This is a genomic window from Segetibacter koreensis DSM 18137 (assembly GCF_000374045.1).
GTDB classification, from domain to species: domain Bacteria; phylum Bacteroidota; class Bacteroidia; order Chitinophagales; family Chitinophagaceae; genus Segetibacter; species Segetibacter koreensis.
Map to the genome: position 1 here is coordinate 20,782 of NZ_KB893335.1, position 16,478 is coordinate 37,259.

Below are 16,478 nucleotides of genomic sequence, written 5' to 3' on the forward strand. Positions count from 1 at the left end.
ATTTTGCGAAGATACTTGCTCTGCTTTATTGCTTTTGTTTTATGCCTACCAACTCGATCTTTGGCTTTCGCCTACCGTTGAAATATGTTTCATTTTCCCCTGCTTGTATTCACTATAAAAACGCATCATGTCCTGTGAACTATCTGCAATGAAGGGACCATGTGAAACAATGGAGTCGCTGGTTGGTTTACCGCTATACAGCCCAAGCTCCGTTGTTACCTGCTGTTAACTTCAGCTCATTTGCAGCATCATCGTTTGCAATATCTAACCATCCCACCTGGTACTTGTTCAACTGTTTTTCATCTTCACAAATCACCACGCTTCCGTCTAAAACCGGTAAGAAGGTGTTGAAGTTGGCAGGTATATCAAGTACAGTTGTAGCACCGGGCTCAATGCTGACATCAGCAATTCACCAACGTACTACAAGGCCTAACCGCAGTTCGTTCCTTCGGATTTGTGGTAAGTAGAGCTTTTATGTACTTAGCTTTTGTGCTACAATTTAGCCTTGGTTGCGTCGCACTCTGGTTTTGTCGCGGCTCGTTTTATGTGGCAGGCAACTTCATCCGGTAAATGGCATAAGGTGTTGTTCTTTTATTTTCGCCTTCATTGTAATCGGGTTGCTTATTGATCTGCGAGCAACTGATGTATAAAAAGCCGTCGGCCGAAATGGAATAACTATCGGGCCAAATCAGCCTTTCGTCTGCTACTAAATCTTCCTGTTTAAGTTCAGGCGTTATTTTTACCATTTTGTAGTTCTGGTAATCACCCTGGTAAAGGTTGCCGGTGGGGTCAAAGATCATCCCATCAGTAACAGCGAACGTTCCCAAATCTTCTACCGCAGCCTCCACTTTATCTTCCGTTAATTCTTCATTACGTAAAAACTTGGTTCTTATGCGGTACAGTTTATTATCGGTGAGTGGTTTGTAATAAAGCAATTCACCGTCGGGTGACAGCGCGATCCCATCCGAATGAAGGTGCACCGGTTGGCCCTGTTTTTTAAATTCTTTCCCATCCACTATCAGCTTAAAGGATGGGTCGTGCTTCACCGAATAATGATTGCCGAGCAACTGTATGATTGTTCCGTTTTCAAGATTAACCACCACAATTCCACCTTCGTTCATATTGGTTAAATAGGCTACTTTTCTTTGCGTATCAACGCGAACATCGTTAATATAACTTTTGTTACTTAGTATCCCATCAAACCTGTACACTTCTTCAATGCTGTTAGTGGCAAGGTTGAACTTTACCAGCTTATAACTATTGTCATACACCTGTTCCATAAAAGGGCATGCAGGGTCAACAACCCAGAGGTAATTCTCATTGTCAACATACACGGCCTGCGCACAAACCCATTTGTTCTTTCCGTCGTCACCGTCTTTCCAGCTGTTCCACTGTTCGTCGGGAAATGGTTTGCATGTATCAGGTCCAACGATTTCGACCACGCTCCACTTATGTGGGCCAGGCCATAGGGGATAACAGGTAAACACACGTCCGTCTTTTGATACCGCCACACCTGTTAGCTGGTAGGTATCGTCTGAAAAAACTTTTTCAAGTTGATTACTGTTTGTACTCATGAGTGAATCGTTTTAATTAAAATGTTACCAATAGAAATTTTACAGGTCAATACGTGCTTATGCTTGCTTTTTATAGTTGAACTTAAAGTGTCCATTATCATCCCGGCCACTCTTTTCATCATGAAATCTGCGAGCAAGCCTTTAATTTTGAACTTGAATAAAGAGGTAAATTCTCCATCCCGGTTGAAAAGAAAACTATTCTCCGAACGAGAAGCAATAAAGAGATCCGCCTCAGACCTCTGATGAAATAGCCGTTATCGACCGAAGCTGTACGATTGTTTTTGATTTAATTAAGGATTAAAATTCTCCGCGGTAACCTTCAGCAAATCCATATCCGGGAAACTGCCAAGCAACGAAAGCGCATGTTTGGTTAATTCCTGAGGAATACGGCCAGTGAGGTGTTTTAAACGGGCACCATTGTCAGGAAAAACATCAAAAATGCCATACTCATCATTAGGTCCTTAAGCCCTACTCAATTACAAGAACGTTGGTAACGGTTTGGGCGTACGAAAAGTCCGTCCAAGACCAAACCAGGCGATTGTAGGCATCGAATTCTACAGCATGAGGACCTGTGCCAGTATTGCCGTCACCAAGCCAATTAGCAATGAGGATATTGCCGTTAGCAGGAACAACGCTATAGCCTGAAAACTTTCGCAGTCGCGCTGCCGGGTGTTTAGTCATGCCGCCCCAGTATTTGACAACCGCGCCGGTCGAACCGAACTCCAGCAGCTTGTTGTCATCCTTCCCCGGCTGGTACAAGTTGCCAACAGGGCACATCGTTGCTCGCGTGTTGCCATTGGTAAGGCGGTTGGCGACGTAGCCCTTACCACCGTAAAGCAACTGCTGCCACACAACCGTGCCAGCCCCATCGACCTCGAACACTTTATACTTTAAGTCGTTGTTAAAGTCGCCCGTGATCAATGTGTGGCCATTAGGTAACCGGCGAGCAAGACGAAAGGTTGTAATATTATTTATAGTCACCCTTGCGACTTCCCGCCCTGCGCTGGTCACTTCGGATAGTACCACTTTGGCAGGAGTACTGCCAGAAGCCACCCTTGACCAGCCCAACAATGTGTTACCGTTACGCAATCGCTGCGCGGTGGAAACCCCAGAATATGTACTGATGGACCAACCCCTGGCACCAGTAGTGCGGTCGTATTCCGCCGCGCCGTTGCCATGGCTGACCAATATCTTGTTGTTTGCGACCAACTGCAAGTCTCGGGAACCAGTAGGAATAGAAATTTTCCAGTTTTTGGAAGGGTCCTTTTGATTAAGAAAGATGAGTTGGTTGAAGCCATTGTCTACCATGTAAAGAAGGTGCTTTAAACCATTACTACTAAAGTTAAGGTTATCGACGTTGGGTCCGTTATAACCAATAGTAGTGAGTCGTATTTTGTTTGCTCCGCTAATTAAGTTTGCATATGTCGAAGAAAGAGCCCATGTTGACCAGGCGCCAGTTGGAGGAAAGGCAAGCGTAGTTGCAACTACGGCTCCATTTATTTTCAGTTGCAAAGGCCGATCAGTCGTTGCTCCATTTGCAAACCTGAATTTTAGCAAAAAAGGACCGGCAGCAGAAGTATTAACTGTGAATTCGATAAAATCACCAGTAGTATTTACGAAATCAGCGTACCCGGAGCCTGTATAACCAGTTTGACCGGACGCTTTTACTGCTCCACTTAAAACAGCCAGTTCCGCTTCAAGAATTTCGGATTGAGTTAAAGCGGCGGTAACTAAATTGGTGCTTTTTCTGCCGCTCTTTTCGTAGGAGTAACCTAATTCCTTTTTGCAACCGGTAAACAAAATAGCAGCAACAAGGAAACATGTAAAAAGTCTTAACCGAAAAAAGCAATAGCTGCCATAAGCAGATATATTATGTAAATGTTTCATTGTGTTTAGATTTCTCATTAAGAAAAATTTGTGTTAACATTCTGTATATTAACAGGAGTCCGAAACTTGATACAAACAAGGATAAGGAAAGCATTGGAAACGAATGAATATTCAGGAGAATTACCAGTAGTAAAATACAAATTTTACCTTGCAATTGCAAGTGAAAAGGGGGAATTTTTGTCTAATTAGGGCACCTAAAGACCTTGCAGGAATAAGACTACCCGCACATAAGTTAGAACGTCCGGGATTAACTGGACAAAACTTGCATGGCTTTTGCTCTGTTTAGTCCTTCACATTTGTTGCTGTAATGTTTAGTCTTCACTGTTTCAAATACAGTCATACCATTTAATTCCCTCAGTGAGGGTACGTTCTTCTCCCGTAGCTGAACGAATGACTTTAACGGTCTTGCAGATGTTGATATTAAATTAAGGTCCTTCTTAGTGGAAGCTTCCCTATCGGGCGCAGCTATAAAATCTGCGGACTACTTACTCTTTCTTTTCATATTTTTACTAACGCCGGAGGTTGCTGAACAGTTAATAAGTATCTTTCATTTATTGTATAGTGCTCGTGATGTGAAAACAATATTTTCTGTTGTATGTGTACTGATCTTTATTAACATCACTGTTGCCCAAACTACTACCGGCTCTGTTGTTACAAGCATTATCCATTCAGTTTATCTGCAAAACAAGGGCGGCGAAAATCCTGACAGGGCTATTTCGGTTTATCTTCCTGCAGGTTATGCAAACTCAAAGCACCGTTATCCTGTCATCTATTACCTGCATGGTTTTATGGGTACAGACAGTATTGCGACCAATATGAAAAGCATTCTCGACATGTCAATTGCAAAAAGTAAAATCGGACCTTACATATTGGTCATCGCAGACAATAACACTTTATACTCAGGGAGCTTTTACAGTAATTCTTCCCTCACCGGCAACTGGAGTGAGTTTGAAGCTAAAGAACTGGTTGCCTATATGGATAAAAATTTCAGAACAATCGCAACTCGCGACGCACGTGCAATTGGGGGCCATTCAATGGGTGGATACGGCGCGTTAAAAATTGCCATGCTCTATCCGGATGTGTTCAGTTGTGTATATGCCTTGAGTCCGGATTTGCTTGCTTTTTTAAAGGAGTTTGGACCCAACAGAGATTCCTATAAACAACTTGCTGCTATCAAATCAAAAGATGCCTTGGATAAGACATATTACCGCAGGGTGATCGCTGCATGCGCAAGATCGTGGTCACCTAACGCAAACAAACCGCCATTTTAGCTCATTAACATCGGTGAATACCGGTTCATCCATTCTCAACGTAGCAAGGCGTTTGAACAGCAATGCTTTTTCACGTTGTTGTCCCAGTACCTCTGGCGGGAAATTTTCGATTGGCCCATATCTGTTCAACAGCCTGGTTGCACTCCGCTTGCCAACACCCGAGATGCTGGGATATCCATCCGTGCTATCGCCAACAAGGGCAAGATAATCGGGATTGAGTACAGGTGTAACACCAAATTTATTGAAAACAGCGCCTGCATCTCTTATCGCTTTAGCAAAGTTTTCTTTTTGAACCTGGTACCATGTAATATAAGGCATACCAAGTTCAATTAAATGGTAACAATGGGCAGGTAGTTCTGCATAGTTGTCAACCAGTATTTCTTTTGAATGGTGCCTTTCTTTAAAGCCTAAAAAAACTTCAATGACGGCACAGCAAAATGTAGCTACTCCTTGCTTTTACTTGTCGCATTTATACCTTAAGATGTCGTAATGCCACCTATACAATTCTTATTTGCACGATTATTTTTGTGATAGGTACTACATGTACTAAATTGGTAAAACAAATTACACGACAATTTTAAAATTAGCCAAAACAATGACAACAAAATCTACAAACCTTACTTATTGGATATGTACTATCCTTTTCGCAGCGTTAATGATATTCTCTGCTGTTGGCGGTATTAAACCTTCGCAACAGGCAATTCAATTAATGCACGACTTCCTCGGTTATCCGGTTTATTTTATACAATTTCTCAGCGTTGCAAAGTTGATTGGTTCTATGGTTATACTAATTCCAAATTTAGACAGAATAAAAGAATGGGCATACGCAGGTTTGTTTTTTGACCTTGCTGGTGCTATTTATTCTGGCATTGCTTCTTCAGGTAAGTTTGACCCAATGATGCTTACAATGGCAATATGGATACTACCAGGAACTTTGTCTTATTACTTCTGGCATAGGAGAATGAGCGGCAGACAACTTGCAATGAATGGCAGGTAATGATATAGCAGAACGCAGCGCTTCTACTAAATTGAAAACTCTAGCTTAACGACGTTGAACTAACTTTTCTTAGCTGGTTAAAAAACTTTCCTTGTGCTGCCTGAGTATCAAGGCTTCGGAATTGAGAATAAAGTGAAGGCGTTAATGCTACCTTATTTGTATCTATGTTCCAAAAGCCGTTGTCGCCTGAACTATCCTCGTAAACATAGATTTCAATTTTTACAACTTCGGTTTCACCTTTTGGAATAAACATTATGGTCTGCCTTAAAGTCATTTGCTCTTTTCAACATAGACAAGTTCCTTTTCTTCAACTAATTCAGTTTGTCGTTTTGTTTTATCAACTTTCACAAATCTACTTGGTCTAAAAGAATACTCTTGTGCGTTTGGGTGGCTAGGGTTTGGAAGCTCGTAAAATACTAAACCTATCTTATTATCAATAGTAGATTTAACCTCTTCTTTCAAAGTGTAAGTTTCACCCTTTACCGGCAAATTTTCAAATCCACGCTTTTGCTCAGCTGTAAAAACATCATTAATGCATAAGTATTCATCCATAGTATTAATGTTAAGCTGTTGGGGAAATAGTTTTTGCGTCTTGACTACTTATTTCAAATCTTGTCCCTGAATTATAATAAATGCAAATTAGTGTTCTTTACTTCCCAAAACAAAATCCGTCCCTTAAACTTGCTCTGTTGCCCTAATTCCCAAAGCTTCTCTCACCTTAGGTGCAATCTTCGTCCCAAAGATTTCAATAGATTTCATCATTGATTCATGTGATGGTCCACCAACATCCATCTGGGCGGAAAAGCGGGTGAGGCCAAACATCTCTTGCATGTGAAGTATTTTATCGACAGCTTCATTAGCATCGCCAATAATGAGATGGCCTTGTGATGAACGCCCTTGTTCAAACTGTTGCTTTGTGTATGCTGGCCCTCCCCTCTGCTTGCCAATGCGGTTCATCTGAGCTGCATAGGTTGGATAGTACTCGTCTTCAATTTGCCTGCTATTCTCGCCAAAAAACGAATGTATATGTACGCCTACTTGTAGTGTTTCTACATTGTGACCAAAATACTGAAGTGCTTTTCTGGGTATGCCTAAAAATTCAAACACGTAGGGGTCTTTGATGATGTCTTCTGGTTTTTGCATCTCTATGCCCTTTTCGGCTATTTTCAAAATACCTTCTTTATCCTTGCTTAAGGCCAAGTGGTGAAAAAGCATGCCCTTCATCTGGCGTTTTAATTCTCGTACACTCCAGTTTTCTTTTTCGCATTGTCGCACGTAGAAACTTATTCCAGTCCTTTGTCCGGTTTTAGGATATCTGCATAGTGGCTCCAGGATAATTTCCAGACAGTGTCCGGATTTTTGGGAATTTGAGATAGAACTGCCGAATCAGGAAAAGATTAGAGCGGCTCAAACCTTGGTATATGGTAGCGTCAGCTCTTTTGACAAACGCTCCAGTAGTTCTGCGGCGTATGTCGCTTTTTCTTTTCCACCCTGTTCAAATTCAATAATATGTTTTCCAATTGCCAGTCAGTGTTTACTAAAATAGTATTCACTGCCCTGCGGGCATTCTTTCTTGCATCCAACAGCAACGCCCCTATCTCGCCAACCAAAGCTTTGTACGATTGCACTTCTTTCATCATTGAGTATTAGTAATTATAATTACCCTTTATCCTGTTCTTCGTTTTTGAAGTGCCTTTCTATCTCGCGTATTGCCAGCGCAAAACCTACTCCGTTTCTTACTTCACCGCTAATGATTTTCCAATCAGCACTTGTGCGTGAGTTAATTTTTTTAAAAATAATGGTTGTTCGTGTGAACTACTACCACCTTGCCACCTCCCGACACCTCGAGCGGGTCAATAGTATCACCTTGGTATACTTGCTTTACCTGCATTTCGTAAAACTTGCCGTCAAAGTTTAAACTGATCTTAAACCGCATCTTCGAAAACTAGTGCGTTTATATAAGAATAAGTGGTTTCTTTCAACGGATCTTCTGACTTCATAAAATCTTTCTGCAGGCTGTGTGCGTGCATTTCTTTACATGGCAGTTTGGTAGGTAGCGATTTGTGATACGTCTTCTGAAAGCCCGGCGCTTATCCATTCGGCCGCTAGGTCTTCAGTAAGAATTGTTGGCCTCCTCCTTCAATCCAAGCAATGATGGGAACAGCGTTACAGCAGGAAAACCAGGCCGATACACCTAACTAAAGGTTTGCTTTATTAAAGGTTTATTTTATTATTTTGATCTACATAATGTTGCCTGGAAATAAAGGCCAAACCTGTTACTGTTCCACTTTTCCGAATATCCTGCGCCTGAATTTTTTAAGGAGGTTCTGCCATAAAATAAAGCCCCTCCGAGTCCCCATTTTTTAGACACCATCCACTCTTTCCCTGCTTTAATATTGAAGGAAAAACCAGGATCAGTTGTTGTTCCGCCAGAATTAGAATTATTGGCAGATTCTGTTTGCAAAAAATTTCCTAATCCTACATTTCCTGTAAAAAAGAAGTTATCAGCGGTATATTTTGTAAGTCCTGCACCGTAAAACAATTCCTGGAAAGTGTGATCATTATCCATTTTTACCCCATTTATTTTAGGGCCGACTAATGTTTTGTTTTGAAGTGTGGCATGCAATATAAGGTTAGGTTTTATGGCTCCGCCAATCTGCACATCCAGGCCGAATGCTTCACCTTTAACCTTATAATCCTTCCCGGTATTATCATCCCCGTTGATGTTGCCAAAAGCGGGCCCTGCGGCCATTGATAAATAAAACCCATCGTGGCTAACTTTTGAGGGAGTACTTTGAGAAAAAACAGTTATCGAAGAACAAACTACCATAGTTGCTAAAATTGTCTTTTTCATAAAAAATGCAGTATAAGAGTTAAATATTGAATTGTAGTACAAACCTAAAAGTTGAAAACAATAACGGCAATGATGGGGGTAATACTAAAAAATGATTGCTGTCATAATGAATTTACTGCTATAATCTATACAGGGTAAGTAGCCAAATCATGAGTTGGTAATCATTACTTATAGATAAAAGTCATTGAATAATTTTATAAATTAACTCAAACTTTACCGTCGATTTGTGGGTGGAAAAGGAAGATTTGAGACTAAGTAAATAATTGGCAACCTAGATGTTACTAAAATTGGCTTTGTCGCGTCTGTAAAAATAAAAGTATGTATTATCCTTTTCCCTGATAATTATGCTGCCCGAGAACAAAATGTTTTGAAATAAGTACACCTAGGAAAAGTTACTTGTTCCTTCTTAATCATCCTTATCATTTCTATACCTACCAATGTCCTTTGTGCTGATTCGAAATTTTTGAATCCTAATACTAAAAACCTTCGCCATTGTATAAATCGATGATCTGCCTCTACCCTATTATTTAAATACTTGTTCTGCTGGATTTTGATTTTCTTTAAACGCCTCTTATTGTAAGTTTTGATAGCCTCCTTATTAGCTACACTCTTATCGATATTAACCACTTTGGGACAGCCATTATTACTAATTGGTTTCCGTGGAATTTATGTGCTGCCAGTTTACTTCTTCTCCTGGTTAATAGAAAATCAACTGTCTTTCCTTCCTTATCAACAGCTCTATACAACTACATCCACTCTCCTTTCACCTTAATATAAGTTTCATCCATCCTCCAGCTATTACCAACCAATTTTCTTCTTTTTTAATTCAACTTCAATCAATCGAGTAAACTTATATACCCATCTTTGTATTGTAGCATGATCTACCCTTACTCCTCTAATAGATAATAACTCTTCCACATCGTGATAACTTAAACTGAATCTTAATTTAAAATATACCGCTTGTAGAATAACATTTTTAGGGAAACTATGACCCTTAACATCACACAAATCTGCTTACAACTAAATATACAAATCACAGTTGCGACAGGACCCGATTTTGCTGATATAAGTCATACAGTCAGTTAACCGTCGTCCTTTCGCAATTAACTTCTTCGCCAGAACTTGGTTATAATTTTCCATTCTTGGCAATCCTGTTAATAGCTTAATAGCTTTCTTTGATTAAATCACTTCTACGAACCACTGTCTTTTAACGGAGTTGGCCAGGAAAAAGAAAGTAGTTCGAGATTTAACGGGAATGCTGAACCGGAGTGTTCTCCTGCTTCTTCACTCAAATCATTCACTAATATTCTTAATATATGAAACGGCAGTTTTTGCTTCTTACAAGCTTACTTGCTTTACTAGGTAGTTTTGGACAGGATCGCTTTCTTGATCGCTCGTTCGGTAATAAAGGGCGCACTTACCTTGATTTTCGAAGAGGTAACTATGAAAGTGAAAACGGCAGACAAGTGTTGTTGCAAACTGACGGTAGTTATATCGTGATATTTATGCAGAACGGCTATACTCTAATGGCCCGTTATAATTCTACCGGAATTTTAGACAAAACCTTTGGTTCAGAAGGTTTTTCTGAGCCCTTTCGGATAAATCCGATAACAGCAATACAGCAAACTAATGGGAAAATAGTAGTGCTTGGAGAATCTTTTGATGTTGCTCGCTATTATGCTAATGGCACTTTAGATCTTGGCTTCGGAACTGGTGGAAAAGTAAGCACAAATTTTGGAGGTTTTGATCGCTCTACTTCAATAGCTATTCAAGGCGATGGAAAAATAGTAGTAACCGGTTGGACTCAAGATGCGAGTAATAATTATAAGACGTGTTTTGCATTGGCTCGTTACAATCGTAATGGCTCCCGGGATAAAAGTTTTGGAAATGGCGGCAAGGTGATAACAGATTTAGGAGGCTCAAGTTGGGCTTCCGGGACTGTCATTCAAGATAATGAAAAACTAGTAGTGGCAGGGTCTAAAGAAGAACCTGATATAAGCGGTTCTGATTTTGTATTAGCTCGGTACAATCCAAACGGTTCGCTTGATTCCAGCTTTGGGAATAAGGGTCAGGTGACGACGGATTTTGGAGGTTTTGGCTGGGCTAGCGCTGTTGTCATAGAAGATGATGAAAAACTAGTAGTAGCAGGAGGCAATGAGGATCTGGATCATGTAAACCGCAATCTCATTTTGGCTCGGTATAATAGCGACGGTTCTCTGGATGACTCCTTTGGAAAAGGCGGCAAAGTAATAGAAGATTTTGGATCTATTGATAGAGCTAGTTCTATTGCTATTGCAAAAGACGCAAAAATACTAGTGGCAATGGGGGCCGACCTGCCTGACAATCCCCACACTAACTTTATGTTCGCTCGTTTTAATTATGATGGAACATTAGATAACACTTTCGGTACAGACGGTAAAGTAAGTACTGATTTTCTAAGTAATGCCGATGCTGCAAATTCCCTCGCTATTCAGAAGGATGGAAAAATAGTTGCCATAGGTACTGCCTATAATCCAACAGATACTGCCTATAATATCAACTCTGATTTAGCCCTTGCGCGCTACCTTGCTAATGGCACTTTAGATACTACATTTGGAAATAACGGAAAGCTAATTAGTTATTACCCAACAGGTATCTTTACAATTAAAATTTTAGCCAATCAAAAAGATGGGAAACTGGTAGTAGCAGGAAATAGTCAAACTCCCCATAGCGAATATTCTGATTTTGCCCTTGCCCGTTACAATTTTGATGGCTCCTTAGATTCTTCTTTTGGAAAGGGAGGCAAGGTCGTTACTGACATTGGAGGTGATGGCAATGTTACTTATGCAGCTATACAGGAAGATGGTAAAATAGTAGTAGTAGGCAGTCGTAATCCAAATACTCAGACTGGTGCTGATATTGCTCTTGTCCGCTATAATCCCGATGGCTCCTTAGATAGTAGTTTTGGCATTACTGGTAAGGTTCTTACTGATTTTGGATACACAGATATTGCTTTTGCAATAGCTATTCAAGGGGATGGAAAACTAATAGTGGCAGGATATACGGGCTATGAAGGCAAGTTTACTCTTGTTCGTTACAATAAGGATGGTTCTTTAGATAATACCTTTGGTAACAATGGCAAGGTAATTACTGATTTTGGAGGAGGTAGCTCTTCTGCCACTTCAATAGCAATTCAAGACGATGGCAAACTTGTGGTAGGAGGAAACGTTTACTTTGATAGCACCTATGGGGATTTTGTGCTTGCCCGCTATAATCCTGATGGATCTCTTGATAAGGCTTTTGGGAACGGCGGTAAGTCGGTTACTGATTTTGGAGTAAGTAATGACGGTGCTTTCTCCCTCGCCATTCAGACAAATGGCAAAATAGTACAGGGAGGCTATGTTTATGATTTCAGATCTCATAATTATAGTTACGCCCTTGCTAGTTATAATACAGACGGTTCTCTAGATCGTACGTTTGGGAAAGACGGAAAATTAATTACCGAGTTAGCAGGAAAGGTTGGATTTATAAAGGCTACCAATTCTTTGGCTCTTCAAAATGATGGAAAGATGACGGTGGCTGGTATAAGCAATAAAGCCGTTACTCTCGCTCGTTACAATCCTAATGGCTCCTTAGATAGTAGTTTTGGCAATTATGGAAAAATTACTACCAAATTTTCAGTTGATAATTTTGAGGTTACTACTCTTATAAGTAACAAAAAAAGGGCGTATGTAGGAGGACCTTGTACAAATGGACTACCAAGAAATCAACGAGGCTTGATAGCAGCATATAACCTAGAGGCAACTCCTTCTTCTCTTATCAATACTTACACTTTGATTGACGCAGGAAATGATAAAGACATCGAGGAACTTAAAGACGGGTTAACTATCAATTTAGCTTCCCTCTACACTCTTCATCTAAATGTTAGGGCTAATACCACTCCTTATAAAGTAGATAGTGTAAATTTTACTCTTATCGGAATAGAAGAACGGCAGCATACCGAAAACGCATCCCCGTATGCATTGTTCAATGATGACAGGGGGAATTACAACAATTGGACCCCTGCTGCTGGTAATTATACTCTCACTGCTACCCCGTATCTTAATGGAGTAGCTGGCACACCGCTCACCATACACTTTGAAGTTACTCCTTTCCTTGTTAGCAGCTTTACCCTTGTCAATGCAGATAATGAAGAAGACATTTCCGCCTATCAGACCATTCATGACGGTGCTATCATCGATCTTAATACCCTTCCGACCCCAAATGTTAATATCAGGGCAAATGTGCGTCCTCATCAAGTTGGAAGTGTAATGTTAAATCTAGACGGAAAGACTCATATAGAGAACGGACCTCCTTATGCTTTAGGTGGAGATATAGCCGGCAATTATTTCCCAATGACTTTAACCTTGGGTAGTCATACCCTCACTGCTACTCCTTATAGTCAAAGCAATGGGAAAGGCGAAAAGGGACAATCTCTTACTGTACACTTTACAGTAATGCAGTCAGCCATCACGGAGAATGGAGGAATGAAAAAAATGAATGGGGCAGCAGCAAGTGGCATGGAGTTAAACAAACCAGTTAATTTTTTTTCTGAACGGACACCAACGTATTTATTCAATGACAATAATAGATGGTTAAATCATTATTCATATTCGCGGTACGCTCCGAAATTAGCCAACCGATCTTCTCCCAATTGAGCCGGTATAGGAATGAAAGGAATATTTAACTTCTCTGTAATTTGTTTCCACAGTCCTGTTCGCGCGTAGGTTTGATGCACTTTTTGAAAATATGTTGATAATAATACATCTTTGGCTTTCTGCACTTCACCCTTATCAATTAGCAATTGCACGCTTCTTTCAATTATCCATTCATCTTTCAAGGCAGCAACTTTTGACAACCATTGTTCCCGTTCAGGAATGGTTTGCATACCAAGGTTACGAAGCACTTTGTCTCTTTCGACAACTACCTGTGGATGTATCTGAAGCCATTTCTCTGTAATTGATTCGAAGGATTGCCGGGCTCCATTCATATCCCCCTTTAACTTGCCATCAATCTTATATTGATAATTTTTATTCAACAATTGCTGACCACCCTGGGTTTTGCGCGAGCGCACCATTAGATAATTGAACTTGTTGTAAAGGAATTGGATCAAGGTAATGCTTCTCGAGAAATTGCCCGGGATGACGCAGGTTCGATGACAATGTATCTATTATCATCAACCTGTATATCGGTCCCCACCTTCAAATCAGGATACTTTTGCTGATATTCAGTTCCTACAAACTTTACTCCTTTGTTAAGGCAATACTGTTGCTGCTATTAACAGAAGTACAATCTTCAAAACCTTTTTTGTCTTCGCAAATAACCATTGCAAGAGCATTACTCCAAATCCAATTAATAAAAATATGATAGTCATAATGGAATCTGTAGAGTCTGCGCCATATGATATTTTTTGTAGGTTTAGCAGAATAATAATAACAAGTGTTACAAGAGAGTATAAGTAAAATATAAACTTATTAATCTTTAGAATGTACATCATTGGTTTTCTCGAATCGTTTTTAAGCTCTTATCACAGTCAGATTTGTCTTCTCGTTCACAAAAGAGATTTAAATTTTAGCCGATTCAAGCCCTCCGCCATTAGAACCTGTTTGAATTCAGGTTGCGCATAACGGTAAACGCGTTTGTGAAGGAGTGGCATTTGGAATTCGTCAGTTTCACTCTCGCTTTGCAGTTTATTAAAGTTTTGCTGTTCAATTTAGCACTTCAGCTCTTTTACAAACGCTATGTTGTGCGTTCGAGCTATTGTTTATTTGTCTTTATAAATCATTCCATACTTTTTCTCTGTTGCTGCATATTCTTCCGCCGTTCTTTCCTTAGTTGCCATTCCAGTGAGCGTACCATTCTCTATAAAATATTCTTCGAAACCGGCCGGTGAATACTGGAAAACCATTTGCAGATTTTCGTTGCCGGTATTGTCCAACCCATGCCAAGTGTCCCTAGGAACAAAAACGACATCTCCGGTATTTACCTTAATAGTGTCTTCATCTAAGGTTAAGGTGCCTTCCCCTAGTTGCACAGCTCCGTCAATAATATCTTTTTTCCTTGGCGGTATGACATATAATGATAACCTGGTCAGGCTGGTTAATTAGTATGTGGCGATCTACTATTTGCTCTGATAATTGTTTGATCAGGGGGAACAATGCATTTTGTAACATAGTTCGCACCGCATGTTCTATTACATCTACCGTTACTTAATTTATCAAAGTTGTTACACACCAGCCGTCCCTTACTCGTATGATAAGCCAGACAACTTACGCTCTAACGTACCCATATCCGCGCTCACTTTATTCTCAAGCACCTTCGCATAAATTTGAGTGGTTGTAATTTTTGAATGACCTAACATATTGCTTACCGTTTCTATTGGTACGCCATTAGTAAGCGTTATCGTTGTAGCAAACGTATGGCGAGCCATATGAAATGTAAGATTTTTCCTAATTCCACATACATCAGCAATTTCTTTTAAATAAGCATTAGTTTTAATATTACTGATAACAGGCAGAAGTTTACCTCTGTTTATACTTTGCTGATCGTTTTTATACTTTTCAATAATTTGAAGGGCTTTTGGTAACAAGGGAATGTTCGATTTTTCATTTGTCTTTTCGCGGAAAGTATAAATCCATTTTTTACCGTCAATCCCAACTACTAAATTATCAGGAGTCAGTTTTTCTACGTCAACATATGCTAAGCCGGTATAACAAGAAAAAATAAAAATATCCTTCACTTTTTCAAGCCGCTCTAATTCAAAAATTTTCTTTTCAATAGCATCCAATTCTACCGGCCTTAGAAAAGTTCTGTGGGTCTTTTCCGCTGTTGCCTCAAATGCTATAAATGGGTCTTTGTCAAGCCAGTTTTTACTTACCGCTCTTGTTGCAATTTTTCTAATTCGTTGAATATGTTTGATGATAGCATTTGTACCACATCCCCAGTTTCTTCGTGCATAGCTATCAAACTCCCTTAAAAAGTTTTCGTCTAATTCTTTAAAAGAAATATCTAAACGCCGATATTTTTTTACCAGGAATTCTTTTAAATGCCCTAAAGTCACTCTCCAGTTTTTAATGGTTCCAATTGAGAAATCTATATTAACTCTTGCCTCCATTTCCGCCAGGTATTCTGAAAAAGATAAAACAAGCGTTCTTTGCTTGTGCAAGGAACCTAACAATTCATTTTTAATATCGTCTGCACTCAGGATTTTGCCTTTTTCAATCAATCCGTTGTAAACTTCTCTTGCACGATGCTCAAATGTTTCAATTGTTTGATTAAGTCTTTTACTCTCTTGAAAGGGACTTTTTACTCTGCCCTTAGCTGCATTCCATTTGAGAGGATCTACAAACGTTTTGGTAGAAAGCTCCGCTCGTTTGCCATCAAGTGTTATTCGTAAATAAACCGGGGCTTGGCCATCCTTGTTCGCTTTGTCTCGTCTTAGATAAGAGAGTAGCGAAAATGTGTGTTTCTGTATCATACGTTTCAATTTTTGGTATCTTTTTTAGTCAAAAACGATTAAAAAAGACGCTTTAAAAGTTTTGAATTTAATAAGCTGAAACGCACTGCTGGTAAGATTTTGAGTGCGATTCGATACCTAAATTTAATTTTTAGAAATAGGTATCCGAATAGGGCACCAGCAGTTTGATATTATTTGAATAGTTTTGACACGGCTAAAAACACAAAAGCCAGCACATCAATGATTTAGCTGGCTTTTAATATGTTTTGAATTGCTATCTGGTGACCGCGTAAGGATTCAAACCTTAAACCTTCTGATCCGTAGTCAGATGCTCTATTCAGTTGAGCTACGCAGCCAAAAATTATCCCTGTTGTTATCAGGATTTGGGCTGCAAATATACAGGTTATTCCTTCTCAACCAA

The 16,478-nt window shown here is 39.8% G+C and carries 16 protein-coding genes, 1 tRNA gene and 1 pseudogene; 4 read left to right on the forward strand and 14 right to left on the reverse strand.

What is annotated here, in order from left to right:
• Positions 1–161 precede the first annotated feature (161 nt).
• Positions 162–467 carry a hypothetical protein gene (locus B154_RS33430; RefSeq protein ID WP_245542610.1) on the forward strand — a complete coding sequence of 102 codons (306 nt, stop codon included), beginning with the start codon at positions 162–164 and terminating at the stop codon, positions 465–467.
• A gap of 75 nt (positions 468–542) precedes the next feature.
• On the opposite strand, the gene B154_RS0116185 is transcribed toward B154_RS33430, so the two are convergent.
• Together B154_RS0116185 and B154_RS0116190 are read right to left on the reverse strand one after the other, a co-directional pair.
• Positions 543–1,574: an L-dopachrome tautomerase-related protein gene (locus tag B154_RS0116185; protein ID WP_018615308.1), complete on the reverse strand. Its 1,032-nt coding sequence runs from the start codon at positions 1,572–1,574 to the stop codon at positions 543–545.
• 468 nt (positions 1,575–2,042) lie between these two features.
• Complete coding sequence (locus tag B154_RS0116190) at positions 2,043–3,461, reverse strand: carbohydrate-binding protein (RefSeq protein WP_018615309.1); 1,419 nt, start codon at positions 3,459–3,461, stop codon at positions 2,043–2,045.
• Between the two features lie 440 nt (positions 3,462–3,901).
• Between B154_RS0116190 and B154_RS28825 the strand changes: the two genes are divergently transcribed.
• Positions 3,902–4,732 carry an alpha/beta hydrolase gene (locus tag B154_RS28825; protein ID WP_018615310.1) on the forward strand — a complete coding sequence of 277 codons (831 nt, stop codon included), beginning with the start codon at positions 3,902–3,904 and terminating at the stop codon, positions 4,730–4,732.
• On the opposite strand, the gene B154_RS0116200 is transcribed toward B154_RS28825, so the two are convergent.
• Positions 4,703–5,050 carry a 5'-3' exonuclease H3TH domain-containing protein gene (locus tag B154_RS0116200; RefSeq protein ID WP_018615311.1) on the reverse strand — a complete coding sequence of 116 codons (348 nt, stop codon included), beginning with the start codon at positions 5,048–5,050 and terminating at the stop codon, positions 4,703–4,705. The two genes, B154_RS28825 and B154_RS0116200, sit on opposite strands and share 30 nt — an antisense overlap.
• 277 nt (positions 5,051–5,327) lie before the next feature.
• Here B154_RS0116200 and B154_RS28830 point away from each other — a divergent pair, with 277 nt between their 5' ends.
• A complete protein-coding gene (locus B154_RS28830) occupies positions 5,328–5,729 on the forward strand; it encodes a DoxX family protein (RefSeq protein ID WP_018615312.1) in 402 nt (133 codons plus the stop codon).
• 40 nt (positions 5,730–5,769) lie between these two features.
• Here the strand turns inward: B154_RS28830 and B154_RS0116210 are convergent, their stop codons facing one another.
• The 7 genes and pseudogenes from B154_RS0116210 to B154_RS30225 form a co-directional block, all read right to left on the reverse strand.
• Positions 5,770–6,003 carry a hypothetical protein gene (locus tag B154_RS0116210; protein ID WP_018615313.1) on the reverse strand — a complete coding sequence of 78 codons (234 nt, stop codon included), beginning with the start codon at positions 6,001–6,003 and terminating at the stop codon, positions 5,770–5,772.
• Positions 6,000–6,281, reverse strand: a complete 282-nt coding sequence (locus B154_RS0116215; protein ID WP_018615314.1) for a hypothetical protein — start codon at positions 6,279–6,281, stop codon at positions 6,000–6,002. Before B154_RS0116215 ends, B154_RS0116210 begins: the two co-directional genes overlap by 4 nt.
• Positions 6,282–6,404: 123 nt before the next feature.
• Entirely contained in the window at positions 6,405–6,953 is a 549-nt protein-coding gene (locus B154_RS28835; protein ID WP_018615316.1) for a hypothetical protein, read from the reverse strand.
• A 206-nt stretch (positions 6,954–7,159) separates the two neighbouring features.
• The gene (locus tag B154_RS0116225) at positions 7,160–7,369 is read right to left on the reverse strand and encodes a DUF1016 N-terminal domain-containing protein (protein WP_018615317.1); all 210 of its coding nucleotides are present in this window, start codon (positions 7,367–7,369) and stop codon (positions 7,160–7,162) included.
• A 149-nt stretch (positions 7,370–7,518) separates the two neighbouring features.
• Positions 7,519–7,665, reverse strand: coding sequence for a hypothetical protein (locus B154_RS32485; protein ID WP_018615318.1), 147 nt, complete (start codon positions 7,663–7,665; stop codon positions 7,519–7,521).
• 294 nt (positions 7,666–7,959) lie between these two features.
• Positions 7,960–8,583, reverse strand: a complete 624-nt coding sequence (locus B154_RS0116240) for a hypothetical protein (RefSeq protein ID WP_083934977.1) — start codon at positions 8,581–8,583, stop codon at positions 7,960–7,962.
• Between the two features lie 342 nt (positions 8,584–8,925).
• A pseudogene (locus B154_RS30225) lies at positions 8,926–9,591 on the reverse strand (IS6 family transposase).
• Positions 9,592–9,899: 308 nt separating this feature from the next.
• Between B154_RS30225 and B154_RS30805 the strand changes: the two are divergent.
• Positions 9,900–13,259, forward strand: a complete 3,360-nt coding sequence (locus B154_RS30805; protein ID WP_018615322.1) for an NHL repeat-containing protein — start codon at positions 9,900–9,902, stop codon at positions 13,257–13,259.
• On the opposite strand, the gene B154_RS0116255 is transcribed toward B154_RS30805, so the two are convergent.
• From B154_RS0116255 to B154_RS0116275, 4 genes are all read right to left on the reverse strand, one after another.
• Complete coding sequence (locus B154_RS0116255) at positions 13,205–13,678, reverse strand: hypothetical protein (RefSeq protein ID WP_018615323.1); 474 nt, start codon at positions 13,676–13,678, stop codon at positions 13,205–13,207. The genes B154_RS30805 and B154_RS0116255 overlap by 55 nt on opposite strands.
• Before the next feature lie 687 nt (positions 13,679–14,365).
• Positions 14,366–14,635, reverse strand: a complete 270-nt coding sequence (locus B154_RS0116265; protein ID WP_018615325.1) for a cupin domain-containing protein — start codon at positions 14,633–14,635, stop codon at positions 14,366–14,368.
• 210 nt (positions 14,636–14,845) lie between these two features.
• Complete coding sequence (locus tag B154_RS0116270) at positions 14,846–16,078, reverse strand: site-specific integrase (protein ID WP_018615326.1); 1,233 nt, start codon at positions 16,076–16,078, stop codon at positions 14,846–14,848.
• A 258-nt stretch (positions 16,079–16,336) separates the two neighbouring features.
• Positions 16,337–16,413, reverse strand: a tRNA-Arg gene (locus B154_RS0116275).
• Positions 16,414–16,478 lie beyond the last annotated feature (65 nt).

Bases quoted from the DNA above. Each gene is read 5' to 3' on its own strand.
- B154_RS32485 (WP_018615318.1), bottom strand. From the start codon at position 7,665: ATGCGGTTTAAGATCAGTTTAAACTTTGACGGCAAGTTTTACGAAATG.
- B154_RS0116270 (WP_018615326.1), bottom strand. From the start codon at position 16,078: ATGATACAGAAACACACATTTTCGCTACTCTCTTATCTAAGACGAGAC.
- B154_RS0116240 (WP_083934977.1), bottom strand. From the start codon at position 8,583: ATGAAAAAGACAATTTTAGCAACTATGGTAGTTTGTTCTTCGATAACT.
- B154_RS0116200 (WP_018615311.1), bottom strand. From the start codon at position 5,050: ATGCCTTATATTACATGGTACCAGGTTCAAAAAGAAAACTTTGCTAAA.
- B154_RS0116215 (WP_018615314.1), bottom strand. From the start codon at position 6,281: ATGGATGAATACTTATGCATTAATGATGTTTTTACAGCTGAGCAAAAG.
- B154_RS28835 (WP_018615316.1), bottom strand. From the start codon at position 6,953: ATGAAGGGCATGCTTTTTCACCACTTGGCCTTAAGCAAGGATAAAGAA.
- B154_RS0116185 (WP_018615308.1), bottom strand. From the start codon at position 1,574: ATGAGTACAAACAGTAATCAACTTGAAAAAGTTTTTTCAGACGATACC.
- B154_RS0116190 (WP_018615309.1), bottom strand. From the start codon at position 3,461: ATGAAACATTTACATAATATATCTGCTTATGGCAGCTATTGCTTTTTT.
- B154_RS30805 (WP_018615322.1), top strand. From the start codon at position 9,900: ATGAAACGGCAGTTTTTGCTTCTTACAAGCTTACTTGCTTTACTAGGT.
- B154_RS0116225 (WP_018615317.1), bottom strand. From the start codon at position 7,369: ATGATGAAAGAAGTGCAATCGTACAAAGCTTTGGTTGGCGAGATAGGG.
- B154_RS0116255 (WP_018615323.1), bottom strand. From the start codon at position 13,678: ATGGTGCGCTCGCGCAAAACCCAGGGTGGTCAGCAATTGTTGAATAAA.
- B154_RS28830 (WP_018615312.1), top strand. From the start codon at position 5,328: ATGACAACAAAATCTACAAACCTTACTTATTGGATATGTACTATCCTT.
- B154_RS0116210 (WP_018615313.1), bottom strand. From the start codon at position 6,003: ATGACTTTAAGGCAGACCATAATGTTTATTCCAAAAGGTGAAACCGAA.